Genomic DNA, 17,120 nt, shown 5'->3' on the forward strand with positions numbered 1-17,120 from the left:
CGCGCAACCTGATCGAACGCTGCTTCAACAAGCTCAAGCACTTCAGACGCATAGCCACTCGATACGACCGGCGTGCCCTATGCTTCCTCAGTTTCGTCCAACTCGCTTGCGCAATGCTATGGATGCGGTGAATGTCGATTCAGCCTAGTGCGCTCGTAGAGCAGCCAGTGCGCGATCAGATCGAGAAGCTCGCACCGTCAGTCGAGCACGACCACGGCTTCCACCTCGAACAGCATCGGGTCGATTGCAAGCTTGGGAACGGGAACCAGAGTCTGCGCCGGCAGCGCCTCACCGAACATTTCCTTGACGCTCTTGGTCAGCACCTCAAGCTTGGACATGTCGTGATCGACAACGAAGACCGTGAGCTTGGCGACCTGATTGGGTTTCGCGCCGATACCCTCGAGCGCGGCGCTCAGGTTCGCATAGGCCTGTTTCACCTGGACAGCGAAGTCGGGCGACAGGCCTCCCGTGGCGTCCTGGCCGCCCTGCCCGGAAATGTAGGCCACCCTGGCGCCGGGCGGCGTAATCACCGCCGTGCTGTAGCCATTCGGCGATGGGTCGTAGAGGGTCTTCGGATTGACGATGGTCAGCTTGTTCTCAGTCGCCGTCGCTGCTGTGGGGATTGATATGTTCATGATGATTAGCCCTCCGATAAGCAGATGCTTGCGTGACATGATTTTCTCTTGGCCTCCGGGCTGCGAGCGACCCTCGCGACCGGAATGATTGCACTTTAACCATATCAGCCATAGGGTGACTCATACGATGTACGAGTCATCGTATGGTACAACGTACTAGTCAAGTGCTCAGCATCGACATTCCTGACGGTGACTGCCAAAATCGAAGTTCGGCGAGAGAGGAAAATGATGGCAGCCAAACGCAGCGACGCCGGGAGCAAGCGGCCAAGGGCGGCGCCCCAACCCGCGCAGGAGGTGCCTGCTGAATCGCCTCTCTCCCGGGACCGTATCGTAGCGACCGCGCTGGAACTTCTGGACGCCGAAGGCCTCGACGGATTGACGATGCGCCGGCTGGCCGATCGCCTCGGCTCGGGCGCGATGAGCCTGTATTGGCACGTCGACAACAAGGAGGAGGTCTTTGATCTGGCGCTCGACTCGGTGCTCGAATATCGCGGACCACCGCAAATGGTTGAGTCTCAAGACTGGCGCGCAGATGTCGTTCATATGCTCGAAGACTGGCGCACCAGCATGCTGCGCCACCCTTGGTCGGCATCGCTGTTGCCGCGCCGGGCCCTCGGCCCGAACATCCTCGGTCGCCTGGAATTGCTGAGCAAGACCTTGTCGACAGCCGGTGTAGCGGACGCAGATCTGAACGTCGCGATATGGTCGCTCTGGAACTATGTGATGGGCGCCACCATCACTCGGGGGAGCTTCGACCTCTCGGACGACGACAGGGCCGCCGCGCAGCAGCGCCTTACCAGCGAACGCTACCCGACGATCGAACGCTCCCGCCTGCTGTTGGATGACGATTGGGACGGCGCTTTCCGGAAAGGTCTCGACTTCCTGCTCGATGGCCTCGCTCCAAGATAAGAACTTGGTTGCAACATCAGATAAGCCCTCTCCCGCAAACGACCCTATCCTGCGCCCTCAACACCGAAATTTCAGCTGAACCATCATCAAGGCCATCCAGAAATGACCGCCTCGCCTCCCTTTCTCGGCTTCCCCGATCGCCTCGCCGATGGTCGCACGCCCCGTGCGGTGATCTTTGGAGCCGGTCATGGTAGCACCTATCCCGGCAAGGACAGCAGCGGCCATGCCTTGGCCGCCGACGCCATCCGCGCTGCGAGCCAGGACGATGCCGCGCTCGTCGAGCACTGGGATTTCGATCTCGGCGGCCCGCTGTTCGAGGGCCAGCCGGTCTGTTGCGTCGACGCCGGCGACATCGCGACCACCATGCATGACAATGCCGGCAACCGGGCCCGGATCGAGGCGAACACGCGCGATATCCTGGCATTGCCGGCCGTGCCGATCCTGCTCGGCGGCGATGATTCCGTGGTCATTCCCTTCCTTGCCGGCTTTGCGGATCACGGGCCGGTCTGGATCCTGCAGGTCGACGCCCATATCGACTGGCGCGACGAGGTGCATGGCGAACGTTATGGCTATTCGAGCCCGATGCGCCGGGCGAGTGAGATGGCGCATGTCGCCGGGATCGTCCAGGTGGGCCTGCGTAGCGTCGGCAGCGCGCGCCTCGCCGAAATCGAAGCGGCGCGGCGCTATGGCAGCCGTTTCGTGACCGCCCGCGAGGTTCACGCCCAGGGCGTCGAAGCCACTCTCAAGCATATTCCGGAAGGAGCGCGGGTCGTCGTCACCCTCGACTGCGACGGCCTCGATCCCGGCATCATGCCGGGCGTGGCGGCGCGAACACCTGGCGGCCTCACCTACACGCAGGTGATCGACCTGATCGCGGGCCTCGGCAAACGGGCCAGGATCGCAGGATTCGACCTTGTCGAGCTTTATCCGCCCGCCGACATTGACGGCCTGTCGGCCCTGACCGCCGCGCGGCTTCTCGTCAATGCGATCGGCACCATCGTCCGGCAGGTTTGAAACCCGGCTTACCTCGCCTCTATGCCGCTTTGAAGCCTGCTCGAGCGTCCATGTATGCTGACGGACTGGGCTCGCTTTTCATCATCGTTTCTCGCCAGGTCTCCTGCTCGGCGTTTATCAGAGCCAATTCCCAAACACAGGCCACAACAGGTCTCGTTACCGTATCCATCGGTTCGGTGGCGGAATACAGCTTCCGATAGATATGCTGACAAAGCACCGAACCTTGTATCCACCAGTGAGCCGAGATGGAAACGCCCAGCTCGCCAGGATGAATGATCACAAAGCCCATGCCATTGTCATCGCCCTCGTCCGCCACACGCGGCAGAACGTCCTGTCGCACGAATGACTGCGCCAGGGTCGCCATGGGCCCGTCGACTTCCTTGTTGTCTGCGACGAGGCCATAGACTTTGAGCTTGAGGCCGCCAATGTCCCATTGGCCCAAATTTGAAACACCACGTGGACGGTAGATCTCGATCGTTTTGGAATTCATTGGGCTCACTCCGACCAGCCGTTGTGCGCGACGCTACAGCAGACGTACCTGGTAGCTCAGAACACGCTTCGCGGCAGGCTCGATCAGCATCACGCCGGGTTTGTCGGTGAATTCACCATCGAAATCCACCGGGCTCGCAAGGCCATGCCAGGGTTCGATGCAAAGGAACGGCGCGCCGCCGGGTTTGGACCAGATACCTAATTCCCGAAACCCTTGCCACGACATCTCGATCGCCGGCCCGCGGTCGGCGGCGTAGCGCACGCTGGTGCTGGCAGGCCGATCCAGGATGACGGCGTCGTCTTCAAACAGCCGTTCCGACAGGGCGAGGCTCTTGCCTTCGATGGGCGTGGGCTGCGGCTTTGGCAGCAGAAGGCCATCCTTCAGCCGGCGGATCGGCGCCGGCTCATTGTCGGCAAAGGCCAACTGGTAGGCTTCCTTCGACAGACCCGGCAGCAACGGCCAATTGAATGCCGGGTGCGCCCCGATCGATGCTGGCAGCGTCTCGTCGCCGGTGTTGGTGATCTCAAACGCAACGCCGACTTGCCGCTGGCCCAGGCTGTAGCTGACCGCGAGGCGAAAGGCGAACGGGTAGTGGGCACGGGTATCGGCATCGTCGGTCAAAACCAGCGTGCATGACCGAGGCCCCTGCTCCGCCCACGTGAAGCGTCTGTCGCGGGCGAATCCATGCTGTGTCATCGGATATTTGCGCCCCTGATGGCACAACCGGTCGTCCTTCAGTCGGCCGACGATCGGAAACAGAACCGGTGAATGACGCCGCCAGGCAGAACCGGCCTGCCAAAGAAGCTCGGTTCCCTCCGCATCGCGCAAGGAGACCAGTTCGGCCCCCTGCCCGACGATGGTCGCCGAGATGCCGTCACCGTGAAGCGTCACCTGTTCCATACGTCCTCGCGGGTGGCTGGTGTGGCCCGCAGGCTAGCAAAAGGCCCAGCGTGAACTCAAGAGCGGCGGGCTGCGCCGCAACTCATACTTACAGCCGCGACGAGCGCTTTCACGCTACGGGCGAGATCGCGCCCGCTTCAAATGAAAAACCGTGGCCGGAGATTTCCCTCCGGCCACGGCAAGATACGCAGCGTTGCCTGCTACGGTTCCGGACTATTCGCGCTCGCCGGTGAAGTTCAGCAACAGCTGGAAGATGTTGATAAAGTTCAGATAAAGCGAGAAGGCGCCGAACACGGCGAGCTTTTGCCGCGATTCCGCGTCGAAGTTTTCCGCATACTGCTCCTTGATCGTCTGCGTGTCCCAGGCGGTCAGGCCGATGAACACGGCGATGCCGATCACCGAAATCGCGAACTGCAGCGCCGTCGAGCCGAGGAAGAGGTTCACCACGCTGGCGATCACCACGCCGATCAGGCCCATGATCAGGAAGGACGAGAACTGGGTCAGGTCGCGTTTGGTCGTGTAGCCGTAGAGGCTGGTGGCGCCGAACATGGTGGCGGCGATGAAGAAGGTGCGCGCGATGCTGGTCCCGGTGAAGACCAGGAACACGGAAGCCAGCGACAGGCCCATGACGGCGCAGAAGGCCCAGAACATGGCCTGGGCGCTTGCTGCCGACATCGTCTGCATCTTGAACGAGAACAACAGCACGAAGGCGAGCGGCGCCAGCATCACCACCCATTTCAGCGGGGTGGAGAAGATCGGCACGTAGAGAGCGGGCGTCGAGGCCACGGCGAAGGCGATGAGGCCAGTGACGACCAGGCCAAGGCCCATATAGTTGTAGACGCGCAGCATATGCTGGCGCAGGCCCTCGTCGTACACGGCGCCGGCTCGGGCGCCGGCGCCTACGCGATATCCAAGATCGGGGGTATTCATGCTGGTTCTCCTTGGCTGGATCGGATCAGTAAAGCGTCTTGGCGAGTGTCTCGGCGGCGCGGTCGAGGTCGCGGACATCGCTTCGGGCGACGATTGCGTAGGCGACATCGCCGATCTGGAAATAGGCTGACGAGATATCGCCCGAGGGTGCGACGGCAGGCCTGACCACGTCGAACGTTCCCGGCCTGATGGCAAAGAGCGAGATCAGCCCAAGCTCCCCGGCTTCGACGATCATTTCGACGCTCGGGCCGAACTGTGACGGATAGACCTGTACGTCGCGGACCTTCCATTCCTTCGGCAGCGACGGCATGACGATCGCCGTGGCGGCGCGGATCTCGTCGCTGTCGTAATTCGGCGCCTCGGTCTGGGATGCCATGGCTTCGCGCATCAGCGTCGTCCGATGCGCCCGGATCGCCTCCTCGAGATAGGCTGGCGGCTGGGTCGAGGCGACGACCTTGGTCACCGGCCCGAGCATGCCGTTCGCCAGCCAGCCCGCGGCGACGAAGACGGCGACCGCCGCCGCCCGCTGCAGCACGCCGAGCACACGGCCCCGTGCGAGTCCCCTCTCCAGCCGCCGGGCGGCATCGGCCGTTGCCGGCCGCGCCATGCCTTTTGAACCGGCAAGCGCCACCCGCAGTTCGTCGCGTGTCCTGAGGTCGGACATCACCCGCGCCGCCGTTTCGGGACGCGCGGACAGAAACGCCTCGACCTCGATGCGACGGGCAACGTCCAGCTGGTCGTCGACATAAGCGTCAAGCTCGGCGTCGGTCACGGGATCCAGCACTGTGGTCATGGCTCGCCTCTCACGATCCGGAGATGATTTTTGGCGCGCGCCGGCGCATTGTCTTCCATCTCGCGCAGCGTCGCGCGTGCCCGGCCGATGCGTGACATCAGCGTTCCCAGCGGCACGCCGCTGGCCTTGGCCGCCTGCTCGTAGGTAAGCCCCTCGATGGCGACGAGATGCAGCGCCGAGCGCTGCTCGTCCGGCAGCGTGAAAAAGGCTTCACGTATCTGCGCCAGGCGAACGGAATGCTCCTGCGGAGCCTGTGTGCTTCTGTCGGCAAGCTGCCCCGCCTGCCCGAGCCTCGCCGCTTCGGACCGGCGCGACCGCAAGCGGTCGATGAAGGCATTGTGGACGATCGACAGCAGCCACGCGCGCAAATTGCCGCCGGCGCGGAAAGTGCCGCGCCGCTCATAGGCCCGCACCAGCGCGTCATGCACCAGATCCTCGGCCTCAGTGCTGTCGCGGCTCAGCGAGTGCGCGTAGCGACGCAGGGAACCCAGCTGCCCTACGATATCGAAGCGTGGCATCGACCGTTTCATGCCCTGTTTACGGAGCACGGTAAGGTTTTAATCCCGCCTGTGTCGAATTTTTTTGCCGTCGCCTTTCGGACGGGACTACCGATGAAGCCTGCTGAAAGCGCTCAGGCTTCGCTCAAGGCCTTTCGCCGCGCCGCAGCCTGCCCTCGATCATGGCGATGACCGGCAAGAGGTCGGCGACGCCATTGACGACATAGTGCGCGCCGGCGGCGCTGAGTCTGGCGATTGCCTCGACACGTTTTTTCCTGAACACGTCCGGCGCCAGCGCCTGCGTCTCCGCCAGCGTGTGGCCGAAGACATTGCCGGTCACGGCGACGCCGACCGTCCAGGCACCGGCGTTGGTCCCTTCGGCGATGCCGACTTCGGTGTCGTCGACCTTGACACTCAGCCATGGCGGATAGACGCCAAGCTCGGTCAGCGCCTTCCACAGCATGAACGGCGTCGGCCTGCCGTCGGGCGTATCGCCGGTGCAGACCAGGCAATCGGGCGAGAACCCCTGCCCGGCCGCCACCGGCAGGATCTCGGCCATGATGTCGCCGCGTATAGCCGGTGGTCGAGCCGATCTTGAGACCGCGCGCCCGCAACGCCGACACGACATCGGCAACGCCGGGGATGACATCCGAAAACCGCGCCGCGACCGCCCGGCTCTTCGGCACGAACACATCATAGACCGCATCGATGTCGGCGTCCGTCGGCGCATGGCCGCGCTGTTTCGCCCAGGCCGCCGCGACTCTGGGCAGCGCCATCAGCGCCGCGATATGCGGGCGCTTGGCCACGCCCATCGGCCCGCGTGCCTCATCGACGCTGATCGCCACGCCGAACTCTGCAAAAGCCTCGACGAACACGCCCATCGGCGCCAGCGACCCGTGGTCGACGACGGTGCCGGCCCAGTCGAACACCACGGCGCGGAGCAGGCCCTCAGTGGCCATCATACGATCTTCCCATCATGCGATCTTCATTGTCTGGGACGTGGTTGCGCCGAACAGCTCGTCGATCACCTCTTCGGCAATGGCAAAAGAGGTGCTGGCGCCTGTGCCGCTGGTGATCATCACCAGCCGCACATCCTCATGCGGCGCGTCGGCGAACATGGTACGGTCGGACGCCGAGGAATAGATGCCGGTCCAGCGCTCGAGCACGCACGGAACCGGTCCGCCGAACACGGCTCTGAACTCCTCGAGGATGATCTCGTCGACCCGCTCCGAAGCGAACGGATCGGGCGTTGTCGCATAGTGATGGGAATCGCCGACCACCAGCGTGCCGTCGGCGCCCTGCACCACGATCAGATGCACGCCATTGTCGAGCGCATCGCGCTGGTCGGCTTCCAACCGGCGCCGCAAGGCGACCGCCTCCGGCAAGGCGGCATAGCCGGCATAGCGCGCAAGCCCGAGGTCGGACATCACCGATACCGGCAGCCTGAAACCGGGATCGGCAAGCCGCATCATCTGCAGCTTGCAGCGCGTGACGGCATAGTGTGCGATGCGGTCGGGATAGAGCGTCGCCAGGTCGTCGCCCGGACAAACGATCACCTTGCCGGCCTGCACGATGCCGCGGCTGGTTTCGATATAAGGCGGCTCGACCCGGCGAACCGCCGTTTCGCGGCGGAACTCGACGCCGTGCCGTTCGGCGAGAAAGGCCGCGAGAAGCGGGATCGCCTGGCGCGATTCGACACGCACCTCGTGCGGGCTCCACAGGGCGCCGGCAAATTCCTGTCCGGCTAAACCGGGATAGTCGCGGTTGAGCGCATCGGCTTCGAGCAGCTTGCAGCCTTCGCCCATCTCTGTTTGCAGGAAGGACTCGACCACCGCTCGCGCTTCCGGACGGCGGGCAACGACGACGGCGCCGCGCTGGATGATGTCGATGCCGGCAGGTCCTGCCACCTCCAGCCAGATATCGCGGGACCGCATCGCCCGCCGCCAGACCTGGCCGCGCTCCTGGCCGCTGACGGTGATAAAACCTAAATTGCGCACCGAGGCGCCATTGGCCCGCGCGTCGCGATCGATGACGACGACCGAAAGGCCACGGCGAACGGCGGCGAGCGCATGCGCCAGGCCGACAATGCCGGCGCCGACAATGGCGAGGTCGAATTTTTGTTGCCGGCTCATCATCGTCTCACGCCGTCATTCTCGCGCTTGTCCCGGAAATGGCTATTCAAACTACGTCGATGTGACAGGAACGTGTAGGGCACGTTTCGCATCTTGGCGCCGAGGCTTTTCAGCCTGCCGCATAGGAAACCGCTGGCGAAGCCCGGCCGATTTGCGTATCACTCCGCCGCCATTGGAGCCATGTCGATGTTCGAAACCCTGCAGCCCGCCCCTGCCGACAAGATACTTGCCCTGATCGGCCTCTATCGCGCCGACCCGCGCCCGGACAAGGTCGACCTCGGCGTTGGTGTCTACAAGGACCGCGACGGCAAGACGCCGGTCATGCGCGCCGTGCGCGAGGCCGAAAAGCGGCTGCTCAACAGCCAGGACACCAAGACCTATCTCGGCCTTGCCGGCGACACCGGGTTCAACACGGCGATGGCCAGGCTGGCCTTTGGCGAGGCAGTCGACTTCTCGCGCATTCGCGCCGCGCAAGCGCCCGGCGGGTCCGGCGCGCTGCGGCTTGTGGCCGAACTTTTGAAGCGCACCCGCGCCGACGCCACCATCTGGCTGTCGGACCCGACCTGGCCGAACCACATGCCGGTGATGCGTGCCGCCGGCCTGCAGATCCGCGAATACCCCTATTTCGACGCCGCCTCGGGCGCGGTTCGCTTCGATGACATGCTGGCGGCATTGCGGACCGCCAAGAGCGGCGACGTGGTGCTGCTGCATGGCTGCTGCCACAATCCTACCGGTGCCAATCTCGATGCGGCGCAATGGGCCGGAGTGACCGAACTTGTCGTCAAGCGCGGCCTGTTGCCCTTTGTCGACATTGCCTATCAGGGCTTTGGCGAAGGGCTCGACGCCGACGCCGGCGGTCTGCGCCTGCTCGCCGCAAAAGTCCCTGAAATGGTCGTCGCCTCGAGCTGTTCGAAAAACTTTGCCGTCTACCGCGACCGCGTCGGCGCGGCGATGATCCTGGCCAAGGATGGCGCCCAGGCCGATGTGGCGATGAGCCAGATGCTGTCGGCGGCGCGCGCCATCTATTCGATGCCGCCGGACCATGGCGCCGCGGCGGTGCGGATGGTTCTGGAAGATGCCGCGCTGCGCGCCGACTGGGAAGCGGAGCTCGAGGAGATGCGCCTGCGCATGCTGAGGCTGCGCGTCGCGTTCGCCGAGGCGCTGCACCGGCAGTCCAATTCCGACCGCTTCGATTTCGTCGCCAGCCATCGCGGCATGTTTTCGCGGCTTGGCCTGACCGAGGCGCAGGTCGAGCGCCTGCGCGCCGAGTATGGCGTCTACATGGTCGGCGACAGCCGCATCAATGTCGCCGGCCTGCCGGAAGACGGCATGGACAAGCTCGCCAAGGCGATCGTCTCGGTGCTCGACTAGCCCAGTCGACCTCTCGGGATCGGCTGGTTCCGCACCGGCACCTGTGGACAATGCCCCCTTGCCGACCGACGGCATTGGCCGGCCGGCCGCATGCACGATAGCATCCGGCTGATGAAACCCTCGCAAGACATTTCCCGGCTGATCGAGATCATGGCGGCGCTCAGGGCGCCGAAAACCGGCTGCCCGTGGGATATCGAGCAGGACTTTTCGACCATTGCACCCTACACGATCGAGGAAGCCTACGAGGTGGCGGACGCCATTGCGCGCGGCGACCTGGACGATCTGCGCGAAGAGCTCGGCGATCTCCTGCTGCAGGTCGTCTATCATGCGCAAATGGCGGAAGAATCAGGCGAATTCGCCTTCGGCGACGTCGTCCAGGCCATCACCACGAAAATGATCCGCCGCCATCCGCATGTCTTCGGCGACGAAGAAGCGCGCAGCGCCGGCATGGCCAAGGGCATGTGGGAGAAGATCAAATCGCAGGAGAAAGCCGAGAAGCGAGCTGCCCTCATCGCGCGCGGCCACGATCCGGAAGACCACGGCAAGGGGTTTCTGGACAGTGTGCCGGTCGCCCTGCCCGGCTTGACGCGCGCCTTGAAGCTTCAGGAGAAAGCGGCCCGTGTCGGCTTCGACTGGAGCGAAGCGGCGCCTATCCTCGACAAGATCGAGGAGGAGATCGCCGAGCTGCGCGAGGCTCTCGCCAAGGGCGACGCGGCACCCATCAAGGACGAGTTCGGCGACATGCTGTTTGCCATCGTCAATCTGGGCCGCCACCTCAAGCTTGACGCCGAAGCGGCACTCAGCGGCACCAACGAGAAATTCCGCTCGCGCTTCCACTATGTCGAGCGGGCGCTGGAAGCCTCCGGCAACACACTGGAAAAAGCGACGCTGGAGGAAATGGAAGCGCTCTGGCAACAGGCCAAGAGCACGAAATAATCAGACTTATCCGTTGTTTTTACGGTGCAATCGGCTGTCGATCTCTTGCCGGGCGAAGTGCGTGGCTTTGAGCGAGATGGTCGCGCTGCCATCCTCATTGTCGGTCCGCGAGACGATGTCGCCATTGCGGTAGAGCCAGTCGACGAGGCCGAACTGCGCCGGCTCGATCGTCACCGTGAGCTCCTCCAGTTCGCCCGCCATCCTGGTCTCGATCAGCGCCTTCAGCGCGTCGAGGCCTTCGCCGGTGATGGCGGAAATTGCAATCGGCGGCGCCTTGCTGCCGTCATTACCATCGGCCAGCAGCCTGGCGCGGTTGCCTTCGTCGAGCAGATCGATCTTGTTCCAGACTTCGATGACGCGCTTGGCATCGCCGGCGTCGACGCCGAGGTCGGCCAGGATGCGCTCGACATCCTCGGCCTGCGCGGCCGTGTCGGGGTCGGAGATATCGCGCAGATGGATGACCAGATCGGCCTCGACCACCTCTTCCAACGTTGCCCGGAAGGCCGCGACCAGATGCGTCGGCAGGTCTGAGATGAAGCCGACCGTATCCGAAAGAATGATCGGCGTGCCGTGCGGCAGGCGCACGCGGCGCAGCGTCGGATCGAGCGTGGCGAACAGCATGTCCTCGGCCAGCACCCCTGCCCCGGTCAGCTTGTTGAATAGTGTCGATTTGCCGGCATTGGTGTAGCCGACGATCGCTACCACCGGGAACGGCACCTTCTTGCGCTTGGCGCGGTGCAGGTCGCGAGTGCGGCGCACCGTTTCCAGTTCGTGCTTCAGCTTGATGATCTTGTCCTGCAGGATGCGCCGGTCGGATTCGATCTGCGTTTCGCCGGGACCACCGAGGAAGCCGGCACCACCGCGCTGCCGTTCGAGGTGGGTCCAGCTGCGCACCAGGCGGCCCTTCTGGTAATTGAGATGGGCGAGTTCGACCTGCAGCGTGCCTTCCTTGGTCCGCGCACGCTCGCCAAAGATCTCCAGGATCAACCCGGTGCGATCCAGCACCTTGGCGTTCAGTTCCTTCTCGAGATTGCGCTGCTGCACCGGCGTCAACGGGTGGTCGACGATGACCACTTCAGCGTGACCCTCTTTGACGATCTCGGCGAACTCCTCGACCTTTCCGCTGCCCAGCAAGGTTGCCGGGCGTGGATCGTTGACGGTGGCCACCGCCGTGTGGATCAGATCGAGGTTGATGGCGCGGGCAAGCCCGACCGCTTCGTCGTGGCGGGCCTCGGCCGAACGCGTCAGCCGCGGACGGTTCGACTCATCGTCGCTGCGCTGATGGCGGGTAAGCACAGGCACGATGACAACAGCCCGGGTCGGGCCTTTGGCTTCCGTCCCCGGCTGATGTGCCAATTTTCCGCGGACGCTGCGGTCCGCGTCTTTCTCACGAGCCAATCAGGCGCCCTGGCTTTCCTCGCCATCGAACATCTGAACCGGCTGGCTCGGCATGATCGTGGAAATGGCGTGCTTGTAGACAAGCTGGGAATGGCCGTCTCGACGTAGCAACACACAAAAATTGTCGAACGAAGTGACGACGCCGGTCAGCTTCACGCCGTTGATGAGGAAGATGGTGAGTGGATTTTTGCTCTTGCGAACTGAATTCAGGAACAGGTCCTGAAGGTTTTGCGATCGTTCCGCCATTGTTCTTGTCTTTCGCCGATCCCCTTCGGTTTGCAGCCAATGCGCCAAATTACCGGGCGCATGTCAAGCGCGCAAACACCCTCTTGCCGTCAGTAACGACAAGCAGAACGAGATAAATTGATGTTCATTCCACCTGTGCGGTTATCAGGCTGGACTTTTTTCCGCAATGTCAAAAAAGGCTTGGCGCAACGAAAGTGTTATTGAGCCGGGGTGGCCGTTGGCGATGGGAGCACCGTCAATCGCCACGACCGGCATGGCGATCGTGGTGGCCGAACTAATGAAAGCCTCCCGCGCCGCCTTGGCTTCAGCCACCGAAAAGCCCCGCTCCTCGACCTTCAGGTCGAGCTTGGCGGCGACCTCGAACAGCGTCGTGCGGGTAATGCCGCGCAGGATGCCGTGCTCGGCCGGCCGCGTCACCAGCACCCCATCTCTGGTGACGATCCAGGCGTTGGACGAGCCGCCTTCCTTGACCGTGCCGTCGGTGTCGATGAACCAGGCTTCTTGGGCACCGGCCTCCTTGGCCTTCTGCTTGGCCAGCACGTTGGGCAGCAGGCCGACGGTCTTGATGTCGACCCGGTCCCAACGGTTCTCCGGCACGGTGATCACCTTGATGCCGGTCTCCGCCCTTTTTGCCGCAGCGGCCGGATCGGCTTTCCTGGCGGTCACCACCAGGGACCGCTTGGTACCCGCCGCCGGAAACAGAAAGTCGCGGCTGGCGACGCCGCGCGTCACCTGGACATAGACCAGGCCGTTGACGACTTGGTTGCGGCGCACCACCTCGCGCAGGATGAGCGGCAGCACACCGCGCGTGACGGGCCACTCGATCGACAGCTCGTTCAACGAACGGTCCAGCCGTGCCAGATGGCGCGGCATGTCGACGATGAAGCCGCGCGCCACCTCGCAAACCTCGTAGACGCCGTCGGCGAATTGATATCCGCGATCCTCGATATGCACGACAGCATCGGCATGGGCGACATAGCGCCCGTTCACATAGGCAATACGCGGCATGAGAAACCCTCGAGAAACGTCCCGGCCTTCTTAGGCGATTCCGCTGTGGCCGTAACCGGCAATTGCGTGGTCCAGACCGGCCGGTCTCACGCGTGCCCCGCGGTCAGACGCCGAGCGACTTCAACTTGCGGTGAAGTGCCGAGCGCTCCATGCCGATGAATTCGGCCGTCTTCGAGATGTTGCCGCCGAAGCGGTTGATCTGGGCGATCAGATAGTCCTTCTCGAACTGTTCGCGCGCCTCGCGCAGCGGCAGCGCCATGATGTGCTGGTCGGACTGGTTCGGCGTGCGCGGCATGACGTCGCCGATCTCGGACGGCAACAGGTCGGCGGTGATCGGCGCATCGACATTGTCGCCGCGCGCCAGGATCATCAGCCGCTCGACATTGTTGCGCAGCTGGCGCACGTTCCCCGGCCAGTTGTGCGCCTGCAGCACCGCCAGCGCGTCGTCGCCGATGCGGCGCGGCTTGATGCCGGCCTGGCGCGCGATCTGCTTCATGAAATTGTCGACCAGATAGGGAATGTCCTCGCGCCGCTCGGCCAGCCCCGGCACCATGACCGGAACCACCGCCAGGCGATGGTAAAGGTCCTCGCGGAAGCGGCCGTCGGCAATCATCGCTTCCAGATTCTGCGAGGTCGACGAGATGATGCGGACGTCGACCTTGACCCGTTTGGTGCCCCCTACCCGTTCGAACTGCTGCTCGACCAGCACGCGCAGGATCTTGTTTTGCGTCTCGCGCGGCATGTCGGCCACTTCGTCGATATAGAGGATGCCGCGATGCGCTTCCTCCAGCGCACCGACCTTGCGCTCAGTGCCGTTCGATTCGGTGCCGAACAGCTCGATCTCCATACGCTCGGGCGTGATGTTGGCGGCGCTCAGCGTCACGAACGGCGCACCCTTGCGCGTCGACAGCGCATGAATGGCACGCGCCGCCAGTTCCTTGCCCGAACCGGAAGGGCCGATGATCATGACACGGCTGTTGGTCGGCGCGACCCGTTCGATCGTTTGGCGCAACTGACTCATCGCCGACGACATGCCGATCAGGTCGAAGGTCTCGCCGCTGCGCTGCTTGAGGTCCGAGACTTCGCGCCGCAGCTTCGAGGTTTCCAGCGCCCGTTCGGCGATGAGAATGAGCCGGTCTGCCTTGAACGGCTTCTCGATGAAATCATAGGCGCCGCGACGGATGGCCGACACCGCTGTTTCGATGTTGCCATGGCCGGAGATCATCACCACCGGGAGTGTTGGGTGCATCGTCTTGATCTCGTCCAGCAATGCGAGACCATCCAGACGCGAGCCCTGCAGCCAGATGTCGAGGAAAATCAGCCGCGGCGCTCGATCGGCGATCGCCGCCAGCGCACTGTCGGCATCGAATGCCGTGCGGGTTTCGTGACCTTCGTCGCTCAGGATACCGGCGACGAGTTCGCGGATATCTTCCTCGTCATCGACGATGAGAATGTCAGACGCCATTACCGACCTTTTCAGTTTCTCTTTCGTTTTCCGCCTTGCTCTCGCCGCGCGACGGCGCGGCAGCAGCAGAAGGCGGCAGGATGATGCTGATCATTGCACCCCGCCCGCCGTGGAAATCCGCCGGCGCGTCGTGCAGTTCAAGCCGGCCGCCATGGTCCTCCACGATCTTCTTGACGATAGCGAGGCCGAGACCGGTCCCCTTCTCGCGTGTCGTCATATAGGGCTCGAGCAGCCTTTGGCGATTCTCGCGCGGCAAACCTTTGCCATTGTCGATGACGTCGATTCTGATGGCGCCATTCTGCCGTCCGGCTTGAATCCGAATTGTGCCGTCCGAACGATCTTTTGCATCAAGTCCGTCAATGGCCTCGGCAGCGTTCTTGATGACGTTCCCGAACGCCTGCGCCATCAGGCGGCTGTCGAAGGTGCCCTTGAGCGGGTCGTTGCCGAAAATCCGCTCGAAGGTGATGTCTGAACGGCTGACCTCGACCAGGAACGAGGCCTCGCGCAGCGATTCGCGCAGATCGATGGCCTTCATCTCGGGTTTCGGCATGCGCGCGAAGGCCGAGAACTCATCGACCATGCGGCCGATATCCTCGACCTGGCGGATGATGGTGTCGGTGCATTGATCGAAGACCTCGCGATCTTCGGTGATGACCTTGCCATAGCGGCGCTTGATGCGCTCGGCCGACAGCTGGATCGGCGTCAGCGGGTTCTTGATCTCGTGCGCAATGCGCCGCGCCACGTCGGCCCAGGCCGACGAACGCTGCGCCTGGACGAGGTCGGTGATGTCGTCGACGGTCACGACATAGGATTTCTCCTCCGCCCCATCGTCGCCCGCCTCAATGGTGATCTGCACGTTGAAGGTCCGCTCCGTGCCGGCGCGGTAGAACGTCACCTGCTCGCGATAGACCGGTTTGCCCGACTTGCGGCCGATCTCGAAGACACGGCCGACATGAGGCAACACCGCCGAAAGGTTCTGCCCGAGTGCTGCGGTGGCCGAAATGGCCAGCATCGTCTCGGCCGAGCGGTTGACGATGGTGACGATGCCATAGGGGTCGACGCCGATGACGCCGGCGGTGACGCCCGCCAGCACCGCTTCCGAAAAGCGCCGCCGCTCGTCGATCAAGTCCTTGGCCGACAAGATCTCGTTGCGCTGCGATTTCAGCTCCAGCAGCATCTTGTTGAACGTGTCGCCCAGCGAGGCGACGTCGCCGTCGGAAGGCCTGACTGGCACCGCAACGTCGAGATTGCCGGTGGCGACCTCGTCGGCAGCACCGATAAGCTGGCGGATCGGCCGCACCAGCCGGTCGGCGACGGCGATGCCGGTCCAGATCGCCGACAGGATGATGATCAGTGTCAGCGACAGATAGGGCAGCGCGAAGGCCACTTGCGAGGTGCGGCGGTTGTCTTCCAGCCCGCGATATTCGTCGGTGTTGGATCGGACAATCTGACGTGCCTTGATCACTTCGGGATCGACCAGGCGGATCGTGTAGAGGTAGAGCCCTTCGATTTGGCGCAGCTTGACGATGGCGCCCATGATGTTGCGCGTCTTCGGCTCGATCAGCACCGGCTTGCCGTCGGCGGCGCTGGTCACGGCACCTTCCGGCGGCTCCGGCATGGCGAAATCCGCATCGGTCTTGGCGCTCATGACGAAGGAGCCGTCGGGCTTGATCAGCGCCGCATGCGCCAGCGACCGGCCAACCGCTTCCTTGTTCATCAGGTCGAGAAAACCGGTCCGGTCGAGGCCGTAGAGCGTACGCGACGCGTCGAGATCGTAAGCCATCGACAGCGTCGTTCCCTGAAGATTGCGGGCGTTTTCCTGGACATAGGCGTCCGCTATCGACAGCGACGAATTGACGATCGTCTTGGTGCGGATCTCGAACCAGCGGTCGAGGCCGATATCGAGCGTGATCGAGGCGATGATCGCCACCATGATGGCCGGGATGGCGGCGACCAGCGCAAACATCGCCACGATGCGCACATGCAGCCGCGACGCCGCCTTGCCGTGCCGGCGCGCCATCACGATGCGGTGAACTTCACGGCTGACCAGCGCGATCAGGAACAGGACGAAGACGGCATTGAGCGCGATCAGCGCCAGAGTCGTCCTCTCGTTCGGCACGATCGGCGTGGCGCCGACCAGGATGGCGAAGGAAATCGCCGCCGTGACCAGCGCACCGGCAATTGCCACCACCCCAGGCAGCGCCAGCAGCCGGCGCCTGTCTTCGACACCGTGCCTGCTGAAAATCGGTTCGTTCAGTGTAGGGGCCTGAGTCGCCATGTCGCCGTCGAGAGCCAGTGATTGCGTCGGATCTATGCAACGCATTGTGGCGATTATGCAACAAGTGTGGCCGGGACGGAAATCTTTCCCCGGCTCATTCGCCTAAACGCCGTCTCCA

The 17,120-nt window shown here is 63.6% G+C and carries 16 protein-coding genes and 2 pseudogenes; 5 read left to right on the forward strand and 13 right to left on the reverse strand.

From position 1 onward, the window contains the following. Window positions 1–131: pseudogene (locus AC04SI_RS23035) on the forward strand (IS5/IS1182 family transposase); the annotation flags it as partial. Window positions 132–197: 66 nt separating this feature from the next. Here AC04SI_RS23035 and AC04SI_RS23040 read toward each other — a convergent pair. Further along, window positions 198–674 carry a RidA family protein gene (locus tag AC04SI_RS23040; protein WP_404282704.1) on the reverse strand — a complete coding sequence of 159 codons (477 nt, stop codon included), beginning with the start codon at window positions 672–674 and terminating at the stop codon, window positions 198–200. Window positions 675–863: 189 nt separating this feature from the next. Between AC04SI_RS23040 and AC04SI_RS23045 the strand changes: the two genes are divergently transcribed. Both AC04SI_RS23045 and AC04SI_RS23050 read left to right on the forward strand, forming a co-directional pair. Beyond that, on the forward strand, window positions 864–1,544 hold the full coding sequence (locus tag AC04SI_RS23045; RefSeq protein WP_404282707.1) for a TetR/AcrR family transcriptional regulator: 681 nt from the start codon (window positions 864–866) through the stop codon (window positions 1,542–1,544). Between the two features lie 102 nt (window positions 1,545–1,646). After that, a complete protein-coding gene (locus AC04SI_RS23050; RefSeq protein ID WP_404282703.1) occupies window positions 1,647–2,558 on the forward strand; it encodes an agmatinase in 912 nt (303 codons plus the stop codon). A gap of 19 nt (window positions 2,559–2,577) precedes the next feature. On the opposite strand, the gene AC04SI_RS23055 is transcribed toward AC04SI_RS23050, so the two are convergent. From AC04SI_RS23055 to AC04SI_RS23085, 7 genes and pseudogenes are all read right to left on the reverse strand, one after another. Further along, window positions 2,578–3,048, reverse strand: a complete 471-nt coding sequence (locus AC04SI_RS23055; protein ID WP_404282702.1) for a hypothetical protein — start codon at window positions 3,046–3,048, stop codon at window positions 2,578–2,580. 33 nt (window positions 3,049–3,081) lie between these two features. Next, on the reverse strand, window positions 3,082–3,948 hold the full coding sequence (locus tag AC04SI_RS23060) for an aldose 1-epimerase family protein (RefSeq protein ID WP_404282701.1): 867 nt from the start codon (window positions 3,946–3,948) through the stop codon (window positions 3,082–3,084). A 213-nt stretch (window positions 3,949–4,161) separates the two neighbouring features. Continuing rightward, the gene (locus AC04SI_RS23065; protein ID WP_404282700.1) at window positions 4,162–4,878 is read right to left on the reverse strand and encodes a Bax inhibitor-1/YccA family protein; all 717 of its coding nucleotides are present in this window, start codon (window positions 4,876–4,878) and stop codon (window positions 4,162–4,164) included. A 25-nt stretch (window positions 4,879–4,903) separates the two neighbouring features. Beyond that, a complete protein-coding gene (locus AC04SI_RS23070; protein WP_404282699.1) occupies window positions 4,904–5,671 on the reverse strand; it encodes an anti-sigma factor family protein in 768 nt (255 codons plus the stop codon). After that, window positions 5,668–6,201 carry a sigma-70 family RNA polymerase sigma factor gene (locus tag AC04SI_RS23075; RefSeq protein ID WP_404282698.1) on the reverse strand — a complete coding sequence of 178 codons (534 nt, stop codon included), beginning with the start codon at window positions 6,199–6,201 and terminating at the stop codon, window positions 5,668–5,670. Before AC04SI_RS23075 ends, AC04SI_RS23070 begins: the two co-directional genes overlap by 4 nt. 112 nt (window positions 6,202–6,313) lie before the next feature. Further along, window positions 6,314–7,130: pseudogene (gene phnX / locus AC04SI_RS23080) on the reverse strand (phosphonoacetaldehyde hydrolase). A gap of 12 nt (window positions 7,131–7,142) precedes the next feature. Next, window positions 7,143–8,303 carry a TIGR03364 family FAD-dependent oxidoreductase gene (locus AC04SI_RS23085; protein ID WP_404282696.1) on the reverse strand — a complete coding sequence of 387 codons (1,161 nt, stop codon included), beginning with the start codon at window positions 8,301–8,303 and terminating at the stop codon, window positions 7,143–7,145. Between the two features lie 183 nt (window positions 8,304–8,486). Here AC04SI_RS23085 and AC04SI_RS23090 point away from each other — a divergent pair, with 183 nt between their 5' ends. Both AC04SI_RS23090 and mazG read left to right on the forward strand, forming a co-directional pair. After that, window positions 8,487–9,671 (forward strand): amino acid aminotransferase, encoded by a 1,185-nt coding sequence (locus tag AC04SI_RS23090; RefSeq protein ID WP_404282695.1) that lies wholly within the window; start codon window positions 8,487–8,489, stop codon window positions 9,669–9,671. A 111-nt stretch (window positions 9,672–9,782) separates the two neighbouring features. Then, entirely contained in the window at window positions 9,783–10,607 is an 825-nt protein-coding gene (gene mazG / locus AC04SI_RS23095) for a nucleoside triphosphate pyrophosphohydrolase (protein WP_404282706.1), read from the forward strand. A gap of 6 nt (window positions 10,608–10,613) precedes the next feature. Here mazG and hflX read toward each other — a convergent pair whose 3' ends face one another. The 5 genes from hflX to AC04SI_RS23120 all read right to left on the reverse strand — a co-directional run bounded on the left by hflX (window position 10,614) and on the right by AC04SI_RS23120 (window position 17,047). Continuing rightward, the gene (gene hflX / locus AC04SI_RS23100; RefSeq protein WP_404282694.1) at window positions 10,614–12,005 is read right to left on the reverse strand and encodes a GTPase HflX; all 1,392 of its coding nucleotides are present in this window, start codon (window positions 12,003–12,005) and stop codon (window positions 10,614–10,616) included. Then, entirely contained in the window at window positions 12,006–12,251 is a 246-nt protein-coding gene (hfq, locus tag AC04SI_RS23105) for an RNA chaperone Hfq (RefSeq protein WP_006202172.1), read from the reverse strand. A gap of 144 nt (window positions 12,252–12,395) precedes the next feature. Beyond that, window positions 12,396–13,259 (reverse strand): D-amino-acid transaminase, encoded by an 864-nt coding sequence (locus AC04SI_RS23110; RefSeq protein WP_404282693.1) that lies wholly within the window; start codon window positions 13,257–13,259, stop codon window positions 12,396–12,398. A 103-nt stretch (window positions 13,260–13,362) separates the two neighbouring features. Further along, window positions 13,363–14,724, reverse strand: coding sequence for a nitrogen assimilation response regulator NtrX (gene ntrX / locus AC04SI_RS23115; RefSeq protein WP_006202174.1), 1,362 nt, complete (start codon window positions 14,722–14,724; stop codon window positions 13,363–13,365). Further along, window positions 14,714–17,047, reverse strand: coding sequence for a sensor histidine kinase NtrY-like (locus tag AC04SI_RS23120; protein WP_404282692.1), 2,334 nt, complete (start codon window positions 17,045–17,047; stop codon window positions 14,714–14,716). The genes ntrX and AC04SI_RS23120 overlap by 11 nt, the downstream gene beginning before the upstream one ends. Window positions 17,048–17,120 lie beyond the last annotated feature (73 nt).

This window comes from Mesorhizobium sp. CNPSo 4689, from assembly GCF_057784325.1.

Coding starts and splice junctions, on each gene's coding strand:
- AC04SI_RS23040 (WP_404282704.1), bottom strand. CDS start 674: ATGTCACGCAAGCATCTGCTTATCGGAGGGCTAATCATCATGAACATA.
- AC04SI_RS23045 (WP_404282707.1), top strand. CDS start 864: ATGGCAGCCAAACGCAGCGACGCCGGGAGCAAGCGGCCAAGGGCGGCG.
- AC04SI_RS23050 (WP_404282703.1), top strand. CDS start 1,647: ATGACCGCCTCGCCTCCCTTTCTCGGCTTCCCCGATCGCCTCGCCGAT.
- AC04SI_RS23055 (WP_404282702.1), bottom strand. CDS start 3,048: ATGAATTCCAAAACGATCGAGATCTACCGTCCACGTGGTGTTTCAAAT.
- AC04SI_RS23060 (WP_404282701.1), bottom strand. CDS start 3,948: ATGGAACAGGTGACGCTTCACGGTGACGGCATCTCGGCGACCATCGTC.
- AC04SI_RS23065 (WP_404282700.1), bottom strand. CDS start 4,878: ATGAATACCCCCGATCTTGGATATCGCGTAGGCGCCGGCGCCCGAGCC.
- AC04SI_RS23070 (WP_404282699.1), bottom strand. CDS start 5,671: ATGACCACAGTGCTGGATCCCGTGACCGACGCCGAGCTTGACGCTTAT.
- AC04SI_RS23075 (WP_404282698.1), bottom strand. CDS start 6,201: ATGAAACGGTCGATGCCACGCTTCGATATCGTAGGGCAGCTGGGTTCC.
- AC04SI_RS23085 (WP_404282696.1), bottom strand. CDS start 8,303: ATGATGAGCCGGCAACAAAAATTCGACCTCGCCATTGTCGGCGCCGGC.
- AC04SI_RS23090 (WP_404282695.1), top strand. CDS start 8,487: ATGTTCGAAACCCTGCAGCCCGCCCCTGCCGACAAGATACTTGCCCTG.
- mazG (WP_404282706.1), top strand. CDS start 9,783: ATGAAACCCTCGCAAGACATTTCCCGGCTGATCGAGATCATGGCGGCG.
- hfq (WP_006202172.1), bottom strand. CDS start 12,251: ATGGCGGAACGATCGCAAAACCTTCAGGACCTGTTCCTGAATTCAGTT.
- AC04SI_RS23110 (WP_404282693.1), bottom strand. CDS start 13,259: ATGCCGCGTATTGCCTATGTGAACGGGCGCTATGTCGCCCATGCCGAT.
- ntrX (WP_006202174.1), bottom strand. CDS start 14,724: ATGGCGTCTGACATTCTCATCGTCGATGACGAGGAAGATATCCGCGAA.
- AC04SI_RS23120 (WP_404282692.1), bottom strand. CDS start 17,047: ATGCGTTGCATAGATCCGACGCAATCACTGGCTCTCGACGGCGACATG.